This is a genomic window from Microcoleus sp. Pol12B5 (assembly GCF_036701335.1).
Classification (GTDB): domain Bacteria; phylum Cyanobacteriota; class Cyanobacteriia; order Cyanobacteriales; family Microcoleaceae; genus Microcoleus.
Genome location: NZ_JAUBQQ010000005.1, coordinates 1 through 15,352, shown reverse-complemented (window position 1 = coordinate 15,352; position 15,352 = coordinate 1). Strand labels below are relative to the sequence as shown.

Below are 15,352 nucleotides of genomic sequence, written 5' to 3'. Positions count from 1 at the left end.
AACTAGCTATGTAGTAATTTATCTCGCTTGCTACTAACTACTGCTACCTCGTTTGGCAGATTATTTTTTTGTAGTGATGCCCAAGTTAATTCTATATTGCTTTGCCGCTCCTCTCAAGCTCGAATTCGGTTGAATTCTGCCCTTATTTCCTGAATATCGATCAATCCTGTCAAAAAAGTCAAAGTTGCTGGTCTGTCTGCTTTACTTTTTGCCGGATTTGCCTACCATGCAACTGTTGCATGGTAGGTAACTGTTGTTTTGTTTATCGCTGTCGCCCATCAAAAATCACCGCTTTTATACTAAGATATAGTTATACTGCATCGATCCAAAGATAGATTTTGGCAGAGACGCTGTAGTCAACCTGCAGAGGTTCCCCTGAATTCGGTACAACAAAGTGCCACCCAGCCGAAAATCTGAGAAAGCTCGATCGACCAATTAATTTCCTATGCAAATCACAGAAAATTTGATCGGGACTCGCTACACTGCGACTCCCAGGCTGTCTCTGACTGATCGGCTTATTGATTAAACCGACCCAAAATGTCTTAAAATATACAATACGGTGAGCTGCTGCACAGCCCGCATATATTAAAATCAAGCGCCAACTTGCAATAATTCTTTAAAATAAAGGTACAGCACCGGCGATCCCTAACTCTTCCCCCTCAGAAAGGGTAGGGTTTAGCAGAATTGAAGACGATCGTCTATGGTGACATCCAGTAAAGCCCGTGCAGTTGCTTTAGTCTCAGCTTTATTCAGGTTATTGGCAACCAGTTACGAGGAGATTTGACCCGCCGTGCTCCAACGCATCAAACAAGACTTAAAAAACGACCTGATCGCAGGACTATTGGTAGTGATACCCTTAGCTACCACCATCTGGCTGACAATAACCGTCGCCAGTTGGGTGATCAATTTTCTCACCAAAATTCCCAAGCAGATCAACCCTTTTGACGGACTCCACCCGATTTTGGTGAATCTGCTAAATCTTTTAGTAGGGCTGGCTGTACCCCTGCTGAGCATCTTAGTCATCGGTTTAATGGCCCGCAACATTTTCGGCAAGTGGCTGCTAGATTTTGGCGAACGGGTGTTGCAGGCAATTCCCCTAGCCGGTTCGGTTTACAAAACCCTCAAACAACTGCTGGGAACCCTCCTCAAATCAAACGACAAATTTCGCCGCGTGGTGTTAGTGGAATATCCCCGGCGGGGAATCTGGACTTTAGCATTTGTGACGGGTACGATCGAGAGTAACGACATCCCGCCTCACCTTTCCGGTGAAACCCCAATCGGCATTTTCATCCCCACCACTCCCAACCCCACCACCGGATGGTACGCTATAGTCCCGGAGGCAGATTTAGTCAATTTGTCTATGTCGATCGAAGATGCCTTTAAAGTCATCATCTCCGGCGGCATCGTGAACCCCAACAACTCAATTGCAGTAACCCCCGAAAATATTAAGGGCAAAACACTCGAACCCTTGGTATCCGAATCAAGATACCAGGCTGTTCCAGTCGAAGAAGACTAAACGAAGACATCAATCTGTAGGTCAGGTTTAGAGAGCATCTCAATGAGAGTAAAAAGCGTTTTTTAGGAGTGCGAGCGGGACGCCCGCTACATATATATATAGCGGGCGTCCCGCTCGCACTCCTGTAAAAGCAAAACTCAGATACTCGCGGTTTAGCGGGTTTGAAACTCTAAACTTTACTTTCCCCATAACAGATAATATCTCTCCAAAACCTACCCAGAAACAATCGTGACTCAGGGCGGGTTTTTTACGAGTTTTTCTGCTAAAGTCCAAGTCTATGCTCTGAACCAGCGCCTAGCAATCTCAAAAATTCCCAAATTCCTAAATTCTCAATTCCTATCTAAAAACTATGAAAAAAGCCCGCGAAACAGCACGCGAACTCGCCCTCCTCGGCATCAGCCAACTGCCGACGAATCCAGAAATCTTAGAAGCCAAGAAACTGCAAGATGTTCTCCTCGCCGCCATCCGTACCCTGACAGCAGAAGTTCAAGAATCCCTAGAAGCAGCAGCATCCGAAGTGCAGCGGAGTAGCGACAAACTGCTTGCCAGCGAAATCCGCGCCTCCGATATACAAAGTGCTAGAACAATGGTACGGGAAGCAGTCGAACTCACCCAAACCGCAATCAACCGTCTCGGTTCAGCAATGGAGTTTCCAGAACTAATCCAGCTAGCCAACCAGCAAGATGTCCGCACCTATGCTTTGCAAATTCTGACGAAAGTCAGCGCCAACCGTGTTCAAATTGATGAATTGCTCTCGGAATCCCTTGTAGACTGGCAAATAGAACGGTTGCCCCGGATCGATCGAGATATCATGAGAATCGCGATCGCCGAAATGCTATATCTCGGCTTACCCGAACAAGTCAGCGTCAACGAAGCCGTCCAACTGGCAAAACGCTACAGCGGCGACGAAGGACATCGCTTCATCAACGGAGTCCTTCGCCGAGTAGTCGATAAAATCAATGCAGAAGTTGTTAGTCCCTAGTCCTTAGTCATCAGTCCTCCGGGTGCTTGGTGGACACCTTACCCGGAGGGTGCGGCCGGGGCGCGAACCGTACCCAGAGTCATTAGCAATCCGCAATCCGCAATCCGCAATCCGCTCTAAACTAAGGACTAATAACTATATTCCCAATTTCCTATGGTATTTAATTGGTTTCGTCGCCAGTACAGCGAAAACAAATCTTCTGAAACAGAGGCAACACCCGAACAGCCGCAAGATGAGTCGGCAAAATCCGCACCGGTTGAGCCTCAAACAGATACAACAGAGCAAGCTTCTCCTGCTGTAGCCGAAGATTATCTTAATTGGGCAAAAGCTGCTTACAAAAATATTCAAAAACAGCAAAAACCCGAAACAGAAGTTTCCGAGACAGCAGCGCCCGATGTTCCAGCAGCCGAAGCAGAAATCGCGACAGTTGCAGAAGTTGCAGAACCGGCGATTATTGAAGCAACAGAGACGATCGAACTTGAACCAGCACCCACAGCACCAACTGTTGCAGAAGTTCCAGAAGTTGCAGCACCAGCAACAGTTGAAGCAACCGAGGTTTCGGAACTCGATGCAGCAACGCCTGCAGAAATTGCAGAAACCCTGCAACCCACAGCCGGGGCGATCGACATTGCACCGATAGCTCAACAATTAGAAGTTACAGCAGAAAATATAGAAATTGCCGAACCTGCAACCGAGGTTGTAGAAACCGAATCACTCGCATCCGACGGCGAAGCAGCCGAAGCCTTGCCCTTTTGGGCCAGAGCTCAGGCCGATCGCATGGAGCGCATCGAACGCCTCAAAGAAACCGCCATTGAAGAACCAGACGTAATTGCAGCCGCCGCCGAGAGAGCCGCAATTATCGAAGAAATTCCCGGTTTCGCCTTTGACGAAGGCTTCCTGTGGTCTTCTGAAATCTTAGCCAGTCAAGGCCGCCGACCAGACCAAGTATCTGTCGAAGAAATCACTTGGCTGCAAAAACTGCGGAAAGGCTTAGAAAGAACTCGTCGCAGCTTAATTAATCGACTAAAGGCGATCGTCGGTCAAGGCCCGCTCAACCAAGACGCAGTAGCCGAAATTGAGACTTTGCTCCTGCAAGCCGATGTCGGAGTCGCAGCCACCGACATCATTATCAGTCGCCTCCAAGAAAGACTCACACAAGAAGTGCTGCCGCCAGAACAGGCTCTAGCCTACCTGAAAACGATTCTGCGCGATATTCTGGACGCTCCCTGTGCCGAAACCGCCGCCGGTAATCCCGCCTACAGCCTGACATTTGCCCCGGAAAAAGACACTTTTAATATCTGGCTAATCGTAGGAGTCAACGGTGCGGGCAAAACTACGACGATCGGCAAACTTGCCCATATTGCCCAAAAATCAGGCTACAAAACCCTAATAGCCGCCGCCGACACTTTCCGCGCCGCCGCCGTCGAACAGGTTAAAGTTTGGGGTTCCCGCAGCGGCGTCGAAATTATTGCCAACCCAGGGAAAAATACCGATCCGGCTGCTGTCGTATTTGATGCGATCGCCGCCGCCAGCGCCCGCGGCACAGAACTGCTGATCGTAGACACCGCAGGCCGCCTGCAAAACAAAAAAAATCTGATGGACGAATTAAGTAAAATCCGTCGCATTGTAGACAAGAAAGCCCCAGGCGCTACCGTAGAATCTCTACTGGTCTTGGATGCCACACTGGGTCAAAATGGTTTGCGACAGGCAGAAGTGTTCGCAGAATCGGCAAAATTAAGTGGAGTAGTATTGACAAAACTCGACGGTTCTGCTAAAGGTGGTGTTGCCCTAGCAGTAGTGCAGCAGCTTGGTCTGCCCATCCGCTTTATTGGAGTCGGGGAAAGCATCGAAGACTTGCGCCCGTTTTCTAGTTACGAATTTGTGGAAGCCCTACTCGATTTTAGATTTTAGATTTTAGATTTTAGATTGATCAGGTATCTGTGGTCGTCCCGATTGTTGGAGGCGGGTACAGAGGTTCAAAATCTCAAATCCTTAACCTCAAACTACCATCGCAGGACTTGCGCCACCACGGGCGGCGAGTGAAAACTAAATACCTAGAAACAATACTTTCCCCTGTTCTTGCTGGTTTGGATTCAAAGTGCCAGTAGCGTGTCAAATTAAGCTCAAATTGAGTATCAGTCTGCTGTCTGATTGCACAATCTTCCCGATACCCCTGGCCCTCCAGGGCTGTTTCATTCTCTTGTAGTGGCTGCCCCCCGTGGCTGCCCCGATATCTGAAACCCCGACTCGTTTATAGGCTGGGCGGACACAGGGGCACCGCCCTACAAAACCTTGGTTTTCCGTAGGGGCAATCCCCCCGTAGTTGCCCCGAAACAGCCCTGCCTGGCCCTACCCTTAAGAAGGGCGACAGCAAATGGTTAAAGTCCCCCTGCTTAAGGGAAGCCGCTGCGGTCTTGGGGCCACCCAAATAAAGCAAGCGGCGTGGATTTAGGGGTATCTAGACTCAGCTATAAACCAGATTTCTTAAGAATTTTAGACTTAAGTTTATACTCATGTCCTAGTGCCCAACTTACTCGATCAAACTAAACTACTTGCTCGAAAAAAAAACGGGTTTCTGTTCAAGTGGCCCGTAAGTCCTCAATCATTACTCCGTCTAAGATCGAAAATCACACATTTACAATGACTGCTGTGCCTTTGCCTCGCCCCTCACCTCAACCTGCTGACCGCCCTTCGGGTCGCAATTCCACCGACGCGACGCCAGTATTTGCCCTCAAAGAACTGGTGGCGCGTTTGCACCGATATCAACACAACGTTCAAGATATGTTGGGCTCGCTGGGATTTGCCCTGCGAAGTTTTAACAATCTCAACCAATTTTTGGAGTTGGTGCCTTTGGTGGCGACTCGCGTTACGGACGCCGACGGGGGAGCTTTAGTGCTTTTCAAACCCAACGGTCAAGTCAGGTTCCAGCAGTTGCATTGTCAGGAAGGACGGCAGTGCCAAGATATGCGAAAAGCGCTGGAAATAGCCACCAGACAAGCTACAGCAGGTGTGGGTGCTACTGCTGCATCGTTTTCGGAAACCTCTGGGCAAACTTCTAGTCTAGACCTGCAAGTCGGTCGTTATTTGGGCCCGGATGTTCATTTGTTTGGGGCGCCAATTTTAGTCAACAATTTGGAACGCGGACGGCTGTATGTTTTTAGCAGTGATCCGCAATATCTCTGGACTCCCAGCAGACAGAAATTAGTTCGGTTGGTGGCGGATCAAACCGCTGTGGCTATTTGCAAAGACGAACTTACTGTTAAGTTGGCGGAAAAAGACCGCTTAGACAGAGAGTTAGAAATCGGGGCGGAAATTCAATTGCGGCTGCAACCCCGTAGTTGTCCGAAAATTCCGGGCCTTGACGTGGCCGCCCGCTGCCAAACTGCGAGCAGAGTCGGCGGAGATTATTATGATTTTATTCCCGCTGACTATGACCCGATCGGCAAGGAAGATGAGGGGGAACACCCCCCATCCCTAATTAAAAATCTCAAGTCCAAAATCGACAAGGGCCGCTGGAGCATTGTGATCGGCGACGTGATGGGCAAAGGAGTACCGGCTGGCCTGTTGATGACGATGACACGGGGTATGCTGCGGGCGGAGGTTTTGAACCGCCACTCGCCGTCGAGAATTTTGCAACATTTAAACCGGGTTATGCACGCGGATTTGGAAAATTCCCACCGTTTTGTGACTCTGTTTTATTCGGAGTATGACCCGAAAACTCGCGTTTTGTCTTACAGCAATGCTGCTCACCACCCGCCTTTGCTGTGGCAAGCTGCCACTAATTCGATTCTTCAGCTTGATACTTTGGAGGGAATGTTAATTGGGCTGGATGCTGATTCGCTTTACCAAGAAGCCCACATTCAATTGCAGCCAGGAGATACTATTATTTATTACACAGACGGATTTACCGATGCTTCTAATCAAAGGGGCGATCGGTTTGATGAGGATAACTTGACCTCGGCTTTTCAGTGGGCCTGTCAAAATTATCAGCAGTCTGAAGAAATTTTGGATTATTTGTTCGATCGCGTTCACCAGTTTATCGGCATCGGCAATCGTAACGAAGATGACATGACACTGGTTGTACTCAGGGTAACACCTTTAGCAGGAGAAAATCACCATGATAGTTAATTTAATGCCGGAAATTACTGCTGGATTAATCAACTCGATTAATTGGCACGATGCTGCTCACATGGTAGTTTTGAAATCTCATTTGAGTTCGCCGGTGCTTTTGGGTCAAAGTTACGAAATTTTTACGAATTTCCAGAAAGCTTGGAACAATTTTGTTTCGACTGGTCAAATAGGAGCTTTTTTTATAGGTATTTTTGTGGGCTGGTTCTTTAAAGGGATTTTTCGTTAAAATTCTTGTCGAAGAAGGTATCGGTAACAGATTTAAAAGGTTTGTCGCCCCAACCTCAGTTCTTTCGGATGCAGCAAAAGTTTCACAATTTTGTAGTCCAGACTTCAGTTTTTTCTGGTAAAAAGATGTATAAAAAGTTGTTAGTCAGGACGTGAGTTTTTTCTTGGTGAATTGGGAAGGGATGACTAAAGTCCAGACTACAAACCGGAGGAAGGACTTTAGTCTTTGCTACAAATCGGTTTTTATAGACTTCTGCAAGAGAGATACAATCTAGTTTTAGCTTGAGCAATGACAACACAACAAAAAACTTGGAGTCAAAGATTTGAATCGGCGCTGCACCCGGTGATCGCCCGATTCAATGCTAGTATTGGCTTCGATATTGAATTGATTGAGTATGACTTGACTGGTTCTGTCGCTCACGCTAAAATGCTGGCCAAAACCGGGATTATTTCCGCAGCAGAAGGCGAACAGTTAGTTAATGGTTTGGAACAGATTCGCCGCGAATACCGCCAAGGACTTTTTGTTCCCGGAGTTGATGCAGAAGACGTTCACTTCGCTGTAGAGAAGCGGCTGACGGATATCGTGGGAGATGCTGGGAAAAAGTTGCACACTGCCCGATCGCGCAACGATCAAGCCGGCACTGATACTCGCTTGTATTTGCGCGATCGCATCGCAGAAATTCGCGAGCAATTACGGGAATTTCAAGGGGTTTTGCTCGATCTTGCCGATCGTAACGTGGAAACTTTAATTCCCGGTTACACTCATTTGCAGCGCGCTCAGCCGATCAGTTTGGCTCATTTCCTTTTAGCTTATTTTGAAATGACCGATCGCGATTGGGAACGTCTCGGCGATGTCTGCAAGCGGGTCAATGTTTCGCCTTTGGGTTGTGGCGCGTTGGCGGGGACGACTTTCCCGATCGACCGACATTATACTGCAGAACTCTTGCAATTTGACAAGGTTTATGCTAATAGCTTAGATGGAGTGAGCGATCGAGATTTTGCGATCGAATTTCTCGCTGCCGCCAGCTTGATTCTGGTACACCTGAGCCGCTTGTCAGAAGAAATGATTTTGTGGTCTTCTCACGAATTTGGATTTATTACGCTCAAAGATAGCTGCGCTACTGGTTCTAGCATCATGCCCCAGAAAAAAAATCCCGACGTGCCGGAGTTGGTGCGAGGCAAAGCGGGGCGGGTGTTCGGTAACTTGCAAGCCTTGTTGGTAGTAGTGAAGGGACTTCCTTTGGCCTACAACAAAGATTTGCAAGAAGATAAAGAGGCTTTGTTTGATACCGTCAAAACGGTACAAGGTTGCTTGGAAGCAATGACCATTTTGCTGCGGGAAGGCATCGCCTTTAATGGCGATCGCCTCGCCGCTGCCGTTACAGAAGACTTTTCTAATGCTACAGACGTAGCCGACTACTTGGCCGCCAAAGGCGTTCCCTTCCGGGAAGCTTACAACCTTGTCGGCAAAGTCGTCAAAACTTGCCTTTCGGGGGGCAAACTCCTCAAAGATTTGACACTTGAGGAGTGGAAAGACTTGCACCCAGCTTTTGAGACAGACATTTACAGCGCGATCGCACCTCAGCAAGTGGTGGCGGCTCGCAATAGTTACGGGGGTACCGGGTTTGAACAAGTGAGAAAATCACTTATCGCTGCGCGCGATCGGATCGCCTAAACATCGTTGAATTATTCGACAAATTCCGGCTGGCTATCTCTCCTTAGAACGATCGTGTTTTCCACTCTGGTTCTAAGTTCGGCAGATAGCCTGACTCAATTAATCTTCAGCAGCAGCCATGTCTTTGTCTCTGCCGCCACCGCTCATGGCGCCCATGCCACCGCCGTTACCGCCGTCAAATCGTCTTCTCTTGTTGGAGAACATATCTTGATTTCTCCGCTTGCGAAACTTGCGAGCGTATGCTTGATTTCGTTGTGCCTTCTCTTTCTTGAGATTGCGGCGCTTAGCCATTCTGACCTCACTAATAAACATTGACAGTCCCCGGGCTTTCACGCCCAGGGATTCTTAAGTTTGACACTCTGTGCACTCTTGGTGACTGAGATTCTTGGTTCAGCGAAGTCACTTACTGGCGACAGGATTTCTCCAGCCAAAATATAGGTGTCTTCTCCCCAAGCGTTAATTCCGGTATGCCCTACCGTACTCGATCAGTTCTCTTTATGTAGTTAGGTTTTCTTCAAATTTAGCTTTCCTAAACCGCAACACCGTTAGGTGTGACTACGCACTCAACTAATCCAGTTAAGTTTTTACGTTGGCTAGTTATACTCAATTTTAGACCGATGACGATCATAGCACACCCGGTACAAGACCCAGAAAAAAGAACACGGGGATTCAAGTCGCTGGGAATCTGGGTTTGATCGGGACGCAATGTTGTCTATCTTCCAGAAGATTTCTATAAACTCTTGACAAATACGACCAATGACGACTATAAATCCCGGTGACGTAGCTCCTGTCTTCAGCCTGCCCGACGCGCAAGGCAATATCGTCAGCCTTGCAGATTTTCGAGGGCGGCGAGTTGTACTTTATTTTTACCCTAGGGATAATACCCCTGGCTGTACCAAAGAAGCTTGCGGCTTTCGCGACATTTACTCAGACTACCAGTCGCGCAATATAGCAGTCCTCGGCGTCAGTACAGACGGGGCGGGGGCCCACGCCAAGTTTGCAGCTAAATATCAACTGCCTTTTCCCTTGCTGTGCGACTCAAACGCCGAAGTTGCTACCGCCTACGGCTGTTACGGGCTCAAAAAATTTATGGGAAAAGAATTTATGGGAATTACTCGATCGACCTTCGCGATCGACCCTGATGGTAGGATTGAAAAGGTTTATCGGAAAGTCAAACCAGAAACTCACGCAGCCGAGATATTAGCAGACTTGCCAGACCTCTCGCCTGAATGAAAAATTAAAAATTAAGACTTTTGAGCTGCCAGCTAAGAAACCTGAAATTACTTTCCCCTAAACAAGCTTTTGAGTTTATGCGTCGATTGTGGCAAATTGTACAAACTGTCCTGGGACTGATTTTTCGACATCCCGTCACTGGTACTGCGGTGATTCCCGTCTTGCCTGACGGGCGAATTGTGTTAATTCGCCGTCGCGACAACGGTCGCTGGGCACTGCCGGGAGGTATGGTGGATTGGGGAGAGGATATTCCCACAACTGTGCGCCGGGAATTAGCGGAGGAAACAGGACTCGATTTAGTTAAAATCCGTCGCTTGGTGGGTGTTTATTCGGCTGCAGATCGAGACCCTCGCTTGCACTCGATTTGTATCGTGGTGGCAGCAGAGGTAGAGGGAAAAATGCAAGTTCAGGATACGCTTGAAGTCAGCGAGGTTGAGGCTTTTTTGCCCGCATCGCTGCCGGAGGGCGCGCTCAGCCACGATAACAACCAACACTTACAGGACTATTTTCAAGGCCTGACAACTTTGGCGTAAATCGGCGGGGCATCCAAATGTGATCAAAGTCGGAAATTACCTCGCCGTCAAAAATTTTCTGTATATAAATGTGGAATTAATTTTCACTGTTTTCCTACTTTTATTCACAAACTCTGAACATTAAATTAATCATCTTTTTATTACTAAATATTTAACCGGATGTACTCACCGCTACGCAATTCTCGGGTCAAACTCTCTGTAGGGCAAATCTTCTGGCACGAAGTCGGTCAAGGCCCGAATTTAGTATTTTTACACGGTTCTTGGCACGACAGCAGTCAGTGGCTGAGGACGATCGAACATTTGAGCCCCTACTACCACTGCTTCGCACCGGATTTGCTGGGGTTTGGCGACTCAGAACGCCCAAATCTTCATTATTCGATCGACTTGGAAGTAGAATGTCTCGCCCAATACCTCGATACTTTGAAGTTGCGACAGGTTTATTTAATCGCTCACTCTGTGGGCGGCTGGGTGGCCACCAGCTACGCTATCAAATATCCCGATCGAGTTCAGGGTTTGGTGTTGTTGGCCCCAGAAGGCGTCAAGGTTGGCAACCGGCGGGGGCGGTGGCAGACGGCTAGCTGGCTAATGGGCCAACCACCGCTGGCTTTGTGGTTGCTACGATCGATCTATCCAATTGCTAAGTTGCTGGGTAGCAAAAAAAAGATTGACGGATTGCTAAAGTTCAGACAGCAGTTGATGGAGTCCCCTGTTGCCGTGCAGTTGCTGTTCGGGCGCCGGCGGGCGGAAATTACAGCGGAATTAGTTGATGAGAATTTGTCTTTGCTGAAAGTGCCTGTTTTGCTGTTGCAAGGTTCTGAAGATACTCCCGCAGCTTCGTCTCTTTGTCAATCCTATGCTGCTCTGGCTCCTAATGCCGAACTGCAATTGGTCAGTCCGGGGGAAAGCAATTTGCCGCAGGAAGTCCCGGATGTTGTGGCTAACTATATTCGCGAGTTTGCTAGGTGAATTGGGAATTGGTAATTATTGGGAATTGGGAATTGCGAATTGCGAATTGATAAAATGACAACAGTCAACAGTCAACATTTAACAGGCTAATTCCCCAAAAAATAGCCTCTGGTGCGTCAATTAAGCCTGCGGCTGTATCAGGAAAGGCTGCGGTGAGGTATTTTAAAAGCATAGTGCGATCGCCCCCCGTGACCGCAATTTTGCTATAAGGAAACAAACACCGCCAATCTTCAATAAAATCCCTAACTCCTGCCACCGTCGCATACACAACTCCGCTTTGAATTGCCCCATCAGTGTCTTTCGCCCAGCGGTATGGCAGATTTTGTGGTAAACTGACTAAAGGTAATGCAGAAGTTTTTTTAGATAGCGACGATAACTGCAAACCCAAGCCTGGTAAGATTGCGCCCCCAACTAAATACCTATTGACATCAGCCCCAGTAAATGTTAAAGCTGTACCAGCATCTATAAGTAAAACTGGCCAACCCAATTGGTTGCCAGCGCCCAGTACAGCCAAAGCTCTGTCAATTCCCAGGGTAGGATAGAGTCCCCTGATCGGCAACTGGTCTAAAGTAATAATTCGGACATCAGGATAACTCTGCCAAATTGCTGTTTGCTGGGTAACTACTGAAGCCAAAATTAGAGGCAGCGGCACTAAAGAAAGTGTGCGAGGATTAGAAAAAGCGGTAGTAGCAGGAAGACAAAGGAGATTTTGAGAAGATATTTCCTCGATCGACCTCATTACTATTTGCACCAAATATTCGGCTTTTTCCTCCTCCGAGAGCCGGGAAACCGCATCAGTATTTAGATGCTGTGTATCCCATGTTTTCTCCAGGGTTTTGCCCACAAATAATCCCCAGTGCAGCCGGGAATTGCCGATCGCCAAAGCTATTTTAATCTGGGCTTTACCTGTCAATCCAGAAGTAATGTTGTCGGTGCTTGCTGGCGAACGGAAATTGTCGGGAATTGAATTTTCCATATTGATCGCTCCGGCGCAAACATTGAACTAAAGATAGATTTTAGATTAATTTTATTCGCTTAAACGGGCGGTTAACTCTATTTGACATCTGACCAAGTTCCATGCCAAGCGCCAATTAGTATTGTCGGCTGCAGAGGGCATACTTGCTAAATATAAATATTTGTAAAGCAAATAATTGCTTTGCTCAGGCGGCATCCTTTATAATGTCTTAAGATATTCCAAAGTCCTGGTAGCTGCGATGGGGCTGTTGGCGGGGTAAGCATAGGTTTAAAAAACCAGACTCAATCAAAATACTGTACAACTCCTGAGTAAATATGTCTTTAAAAATACAAGAGCACGAAAACCCCTGGCAAAGAGTAACTTCGCGGTTGCCTGAATCTGAAAACTGGAGGCAGGAAGAAAGTCTTTCACTGCCGGAAGTAGACCAACAAAAAGCCCTAATAGTGCAGATGCAGCAGCAAGTTCAGTTATCGAACTTGCTGAACCAAATTAATAACGAAATTCGCAGTACACTTGACATAGAAGAAATTTTGACATCGGCCTGCAGATTGCTGGGGCAAGCATTACAGTGCAGTCGCGTGAGCATTTTAGTCAAAGAATCAAATACAGAAAAAATTTTAGTTACGCGCGGAGAGTACAACGCGGGAGACTATCCGATCCAACTGGGAATGAAAGTACCGATGAGTGACAACCCGCATTTGGCTGCAGTCGTGTCTCAACAAGATTCCCTAGCAGTGACGAAGTTTCTCGATTTTCCGGGATTGAACCCACAAACCCGAAAAATTGCCGAAGTTTTGGAGATTAAGTCAATGCTGGCAGTAGCTACTCGCTATCAAGGTGAAGTGAATGGCATAATTGGTTTGCATCAGTGCGATCGCGAACGGGAATGGACTGATTGGGAAAGGCAGCTTTTAGAAGGGGTTGGATCGCAATTGGCTATCGCGATCAATCAAGCCAAACTCTATAGCAAAACCAGGCGCCAAGCCGAACGAGAATCGCTGCTACGGCTGATCGGCAACCAAATTCGCAGTACCCTCGATCTGGAAACTATTTTACAAACAGCGGTGAGAGAAGTCCGCCAAATGTTGCAGTGCGATCGAGTAATCATCTATCAGTTTCAAGACAACTGGCAAGGAAAAGTTGTGGTTGAAGATATGGTGATTCCTTGGCCTTCAATTTTAGGAGATATGGGGGCTGATAAGTGTTTCCGGGGAGATTACGCCGATCTTTACCAGCAAGGGCGAGTCAAAGCAATTAATGATATTTTTAATGCTGGTTTAGAGCCTTGTCATGTCGATTTCTTAAATAGTTTGCAGGTTAAAGCTAATCTGATTGTGCCGATTGTTACATCCAGAACTGAAGAAAATACCCCGGACACAGCCGGAAGCTATAATCCTAAGTTTCCCGGTAGGCTGTGGGGTTTGCTGATTGCTCACGAGTGCCGGGATACCCGCAATTGGCAGCGGCAAGAAATGGAGTTGCTCTCCCAGATAGCCAACCAAATGGCGATCGCCATTCAGCAAGCAGAACTTTACAGCCAAGTCCAAGATGCGGCGGTAAAATCTCAAGCTCAAACCCAGCAGTTGCAGGCTGCACTAGAAGAATTGCGATCGGCGCAGCAGCAATTGATTCAAAGCGAAAAAATGTCAGGTTTGGGGCAAATGGTGGCGGGCATTGCTCATGAAATTAACAACGCCAACAATTTCATCCACGCTAACTTGTTTCACGCTCAAGAATATTTTAAAGCCTTGAAAGAAGCTCTAGAACAAGCCGGAAATGCCTGCCCGGAAGCAGCGGAAGCAATTGTCAGAATCAATGAAGAACTAGAACTCGATTACATTCGAGAAGACTTTGGTAAACTGCTCAATTCAATGCGGGAAGGCAGCGGGAGGATTCGCTCAATCGTGATGACGCTGCGAAATTTTTCTCGTTTAGACCACGCTGAATTAAAACCAGTAGATTTGAATGAAGGTTTAGAAAGCAGTTTCTTGATGCTGCAAAATAAGCTAAAAACTCATATCAAAATAGACAAGCAATACGGCAGTTTGCCGCCCGTCCAATGTCATGCGAGTCAAATTAACCAAGTATTTTATAATTTGATTGACAATGCTTTAGATGCGCTTCAGTCAACGAGCAAACCGGGGGAATTAACCATTCGTAGTTGGCAAAGCGAGCCGGACTGGGTAACAATCTCTGTCCGCGACACGGGAACTGGCATTCCTGCAGAAATTCAAGACAAGATTTTTGACCCATTTTTTACTACTAAACCCGTGGGGAAAGGTACGGGTTTAGGACTTTCAGTGTGCTATCAGGTAATTGTTCAAGCTCACGGTGGCAAGCTGAGTTGCGTCAGTCAGGTTGGCGAAGGAACTGAGTTTATTGTAGAGTTGCCCCTGACAAATCAGAGGAGGGTAAGTGCATAATTCTTGCTTTAGTCAGATTAACCCTGTTTTGTCACTCTGGCAGTAGTAGAGAACCCATTTGACATCTTGAGGGCGATCGTAAATCACATTACGGATCACTAATACACTTGGTTTTTTACCATCGCACTTTTAACATTACTCCGGACAGTTTTGGGAACGAGACTACACGCTTACGCGGGGCAAGGATCATAAATAAAGTCGAATTAAATGTAAGTCAGGGGTGGAGCTGACATTGATTTAATTATCCACAGGGGCTGCGAAGTCTTAGAGAATAAGCCATTGGGCCATATAAAAACTGTCCGGACTATTGTTTTAATAGAATCAGATTTAACTTACGCCCGAACCTCAATTTTTAGGAATTCCCAACAGGGTTATGCGTAGACATATAAAATCCTGAGTGTTTTTACTCATAAAAGTTTCTGCTGATTCACTTCCACAATAAACTTGGTTTTTTACCATCGCATTTTTAATAGAATCAGATTTAAATTACGCCCGAACCTCAATTTGTAGAAATTCCCAACAGGGTTAAGTAGTTAGACAGAATTAATTACACAAATACATAGTAGAATGATATTCCAGGCAAAATTATGAGTTAATTAGAATTTCATATGATGTTAGGACTTACGCATTGACAAAAAATATCATCTATGTAGTCTAGATAATGGCATCCTTGTGAAGGTTGGCAAAAATAT

General features: G+C 46.9%; 12 protein-coding genes. 10 read left to right on the top strand and 2 right to left on the bottom strand.

Translation table 11 applies throughout. From position 1 onward, the window contains the following. Positions 1-790 precede the first annotated feature (790 nt). The 6 genes from QUA24_RS04450 (at position 791) to argH (ending at position 8,529) form a co-directional block, all read left to right on the top strand. Positions 791-1,516 carry a DUF502 domain-containing protein gene (locus QUA24_RS04450; protein ID WP_333227539.1) on the top strand — a complete coding sequence of 242 codons (726 nt, stop codon included), beginning with the start codon at positions 791-793 and terminating at the stop codon, positions 1,514-1,516. Between the two features lie 349 nt (positions 1,517-1,865). Continuing rightward, positions 1,866-2,498, top strand: a complete 633-nt coding sequence (gene nusB, locus QUA24_RS04445; protein WP_333209166.1) for a transcription antitermination factor NusB — start codon at positions 1,866-1,868, stop codon at positions 2,496-2,498. A 153-nt stretch (positions 2,499-2,651) separates the two neighbouring features. Continuing rightward, positions 2,652-4,409 (top strand): signal recognition particle-docking protein FtsY, encoded by a 1,758-nt coding sequence (gene ftsY / locus QUA24_RS04440; protein WP_333227537.1) that lies wholly within the window; start codon positions 2,652-2,654, stop codon positions 4,407-4,409. A 729-nt stretch (positions 4,410-5,138) separates the two neighbouring features. Then, the gene (locus tag QUA24_RS04435; RefSeq protein ID WP_333082720.1) at positions 5,139-6,626 is read left to right on the top strand and encodes a PP2C family protein-serine/threonine phosphatase; all 1,488 of its coding nucleotides are present in this window, start codon (positions 5,139-5,141) and stop codon (positions 6,624-6,626) included. Next, on the top strand, positions 6,616-6,855 hold the full coding sequence (locus QUA24_RS04430) for a hypothetical protein (protein WP_333227535.1): 240 nt from the start codon (positions 6,616-6,618) through the stop codon (positions 6,853-6,855). Before QUA24_RS04435 ends, QUA24_RS04430 begins: the two co-directional genes overlap by 11 nt. 288 nt (positions 6,856-7,143) lie before the next feature. Next, complete coding sequence (gene argH, locus QUA24_RS04425; protein ID WP_333227533.1) at positions 7,144-8,529, top strand: argininosuccinate lyase; 1,386 nt, start codon at positions 7,144-7,146, stop codon at positions 8,527-8,529. A gap of 99 nt (positions 8,530-8,628) precedes the next feature. Here argH and QUA24_RS04420 read toward each other — a convergent pair whose 3' ends face one another. Further along, positions 8,629-8,820, bottom strand: coding sequence for a hypothetical protein (locus QUA24_RS04420; protein WP_190738786.1), 192 nt, complete (start codon positions 8,818-8,820; stop codon positions 8,629-8,631). A gap of 465 nt (positions 8,821-9,285) precedes the next feature. On the opposite strand from QUA24_RS04420, the gene bcp reads away from it, so the two are divergent. From bcp to QUA24_RS04405, 3 genes are all read left to right on the top strand, one after another. Continuing rightward, a complete protein-coding gene (gene bcp, locus QUA24_RS04415) occupies positions 9,286-9,762 on the top strand; it encodes a thioredoxin-dependent thiol peroxidase (protein WP_333227532.1) in 477 nt (158 codons plus the stop codon). A gap of 77 nt (positions 9,763-9,839) precedes the next feature. Further along, entirely contained in the window at positions 9,840-10,295 is a 456-nt protein-coding gene (locus QUA24_RS04410) for an NUDIX hydrolase (protein WP_333215212.1), read from the top strand. Positions 10,296-10,454: 159 nt separating this feature from the next. Further along, complete coding sequence (locus tag QUA24_RS04405) at positions 10,455-11,261, top strand: alpha/beta hydrolase (RefSeq protein WP_333215214.1); 807 nt, start codon at positions 10,455-10,457, stop codon at positions 11,259-11,261. Between the two features lie 64 nt (positions 11,262-11,325). Here the strand turns inward: QUA24_RS04405 and QUA24_RS04400 are convergent, their stop codons facing one another. After that, positions 11,326-12,237, bottom strand: coding sequence for a pantothenate kinase (locus QUA24_RS04400; protein ID WP_333227530.1), 912 nt, complete (start codon positions 12,235-12,237; stop codon positions 11,326-11,328). A gap of 314 nt (positions 12,238-12,551) precedes the next feature. Here QUA24_RS04400 and QUA24_RS04395 point away from each other — a divergent pair, with 314 nt between their 5' ends. Further along, positions 12,552-14,660, top strand: a complete 2,109-nt coding sequence (locus QUA24_RS04395) for a GAF domain-containing protein (protein ID WP_333227528.1) — start codon at positions 12,552-12,554, stop codon at positions 14,658-14,660. The last annotated feature ends 692 nt before the right edge of the window (positions 14,661-15,352 follow it).

What these genes read in the sequence shown, in the direction of transcription:
- nusB (WP_333209166.1), top strand. Translation starts at nt 1,866, where the DNA reads ATGAAAAAAGCCCGCGAAACAGCACGCGAACTCGCCCTCCTCGGCATC.
- ftsY (WP_333227537.1), top strand. Translation starts at nt 2,652, where the DNA reads ATGGTATTTAATTGGTTTCGTCGCCAGTACAGCGAAAACAAATCTTCT.
- QUA24_RS04435 (WP_333082720.1), top strand. Translation starts at nt 5,139, where the DNA reads ATGACTGCTGTGCCTTTGCCTCGCCCCTCACCTCAACCTGCTGACCGC.
- QUA24_RS04430 (WP_333227535.1), top strand. Translation starts at nt 6,616, where the DNA reads ATGATAGTTAATTTAATGCCGGAAATTACTGCTGGATTAATCAACTCG.
- argH (WP_333227533.1), top strand. Translation starts at nt 7,144, where the DNA reads ATGACAACACAACAAAAAACTTGGAGTCAAAGATTTGAATCGGCGCTG.
- QUA24_RS04420 (WP_190738786.1), bottom strand. Translation starts at nt 8,820, where the DNA reads ATGGCTAAGCGCCGCAATCTCAAGAAAGAGAAGGCACAACGAAATCAA.
- bcp (WP_333227532.1), top strand. Translation starts at nt 9,286, where the DNA reads ATGACGACTATAAATCCCGGTGACGTAGCTCCTGTCTTCAGCCTGCCC.
- QUA24_RS04410 (WP_333215212.1), top strand. Translation starts at nt 9,840, where the DNA reads ATGCGTCGATTGTGGCAAATTGTACAAACTGTCCTGGGACTGATTTTT.
- QUA24_RS04405 (WP_333215214.1), top strand. Translation starts at nt 10,455, where the DNA reads ATGTACTCACCGCTACGCAATTCTCGGGTCAAACTCTCTGTAGGGCAA.
- QUA24_RS04400 (WP_333227530.1), bottom strand. Translation starts at nt 12,237, where the DNA reads ATGGAAAATTCAATTCCCGACAATTTCCGTTCGCCAGCAAGCACCGAC.
- QUA24_RS04395 (WP_333227528.1), top strand. Translation starts at nt 12,552, where the DNA reads ATGTCTTTAAAAATACAAGAGCACGAAAACCCCTGGCAAAGAGTAACT.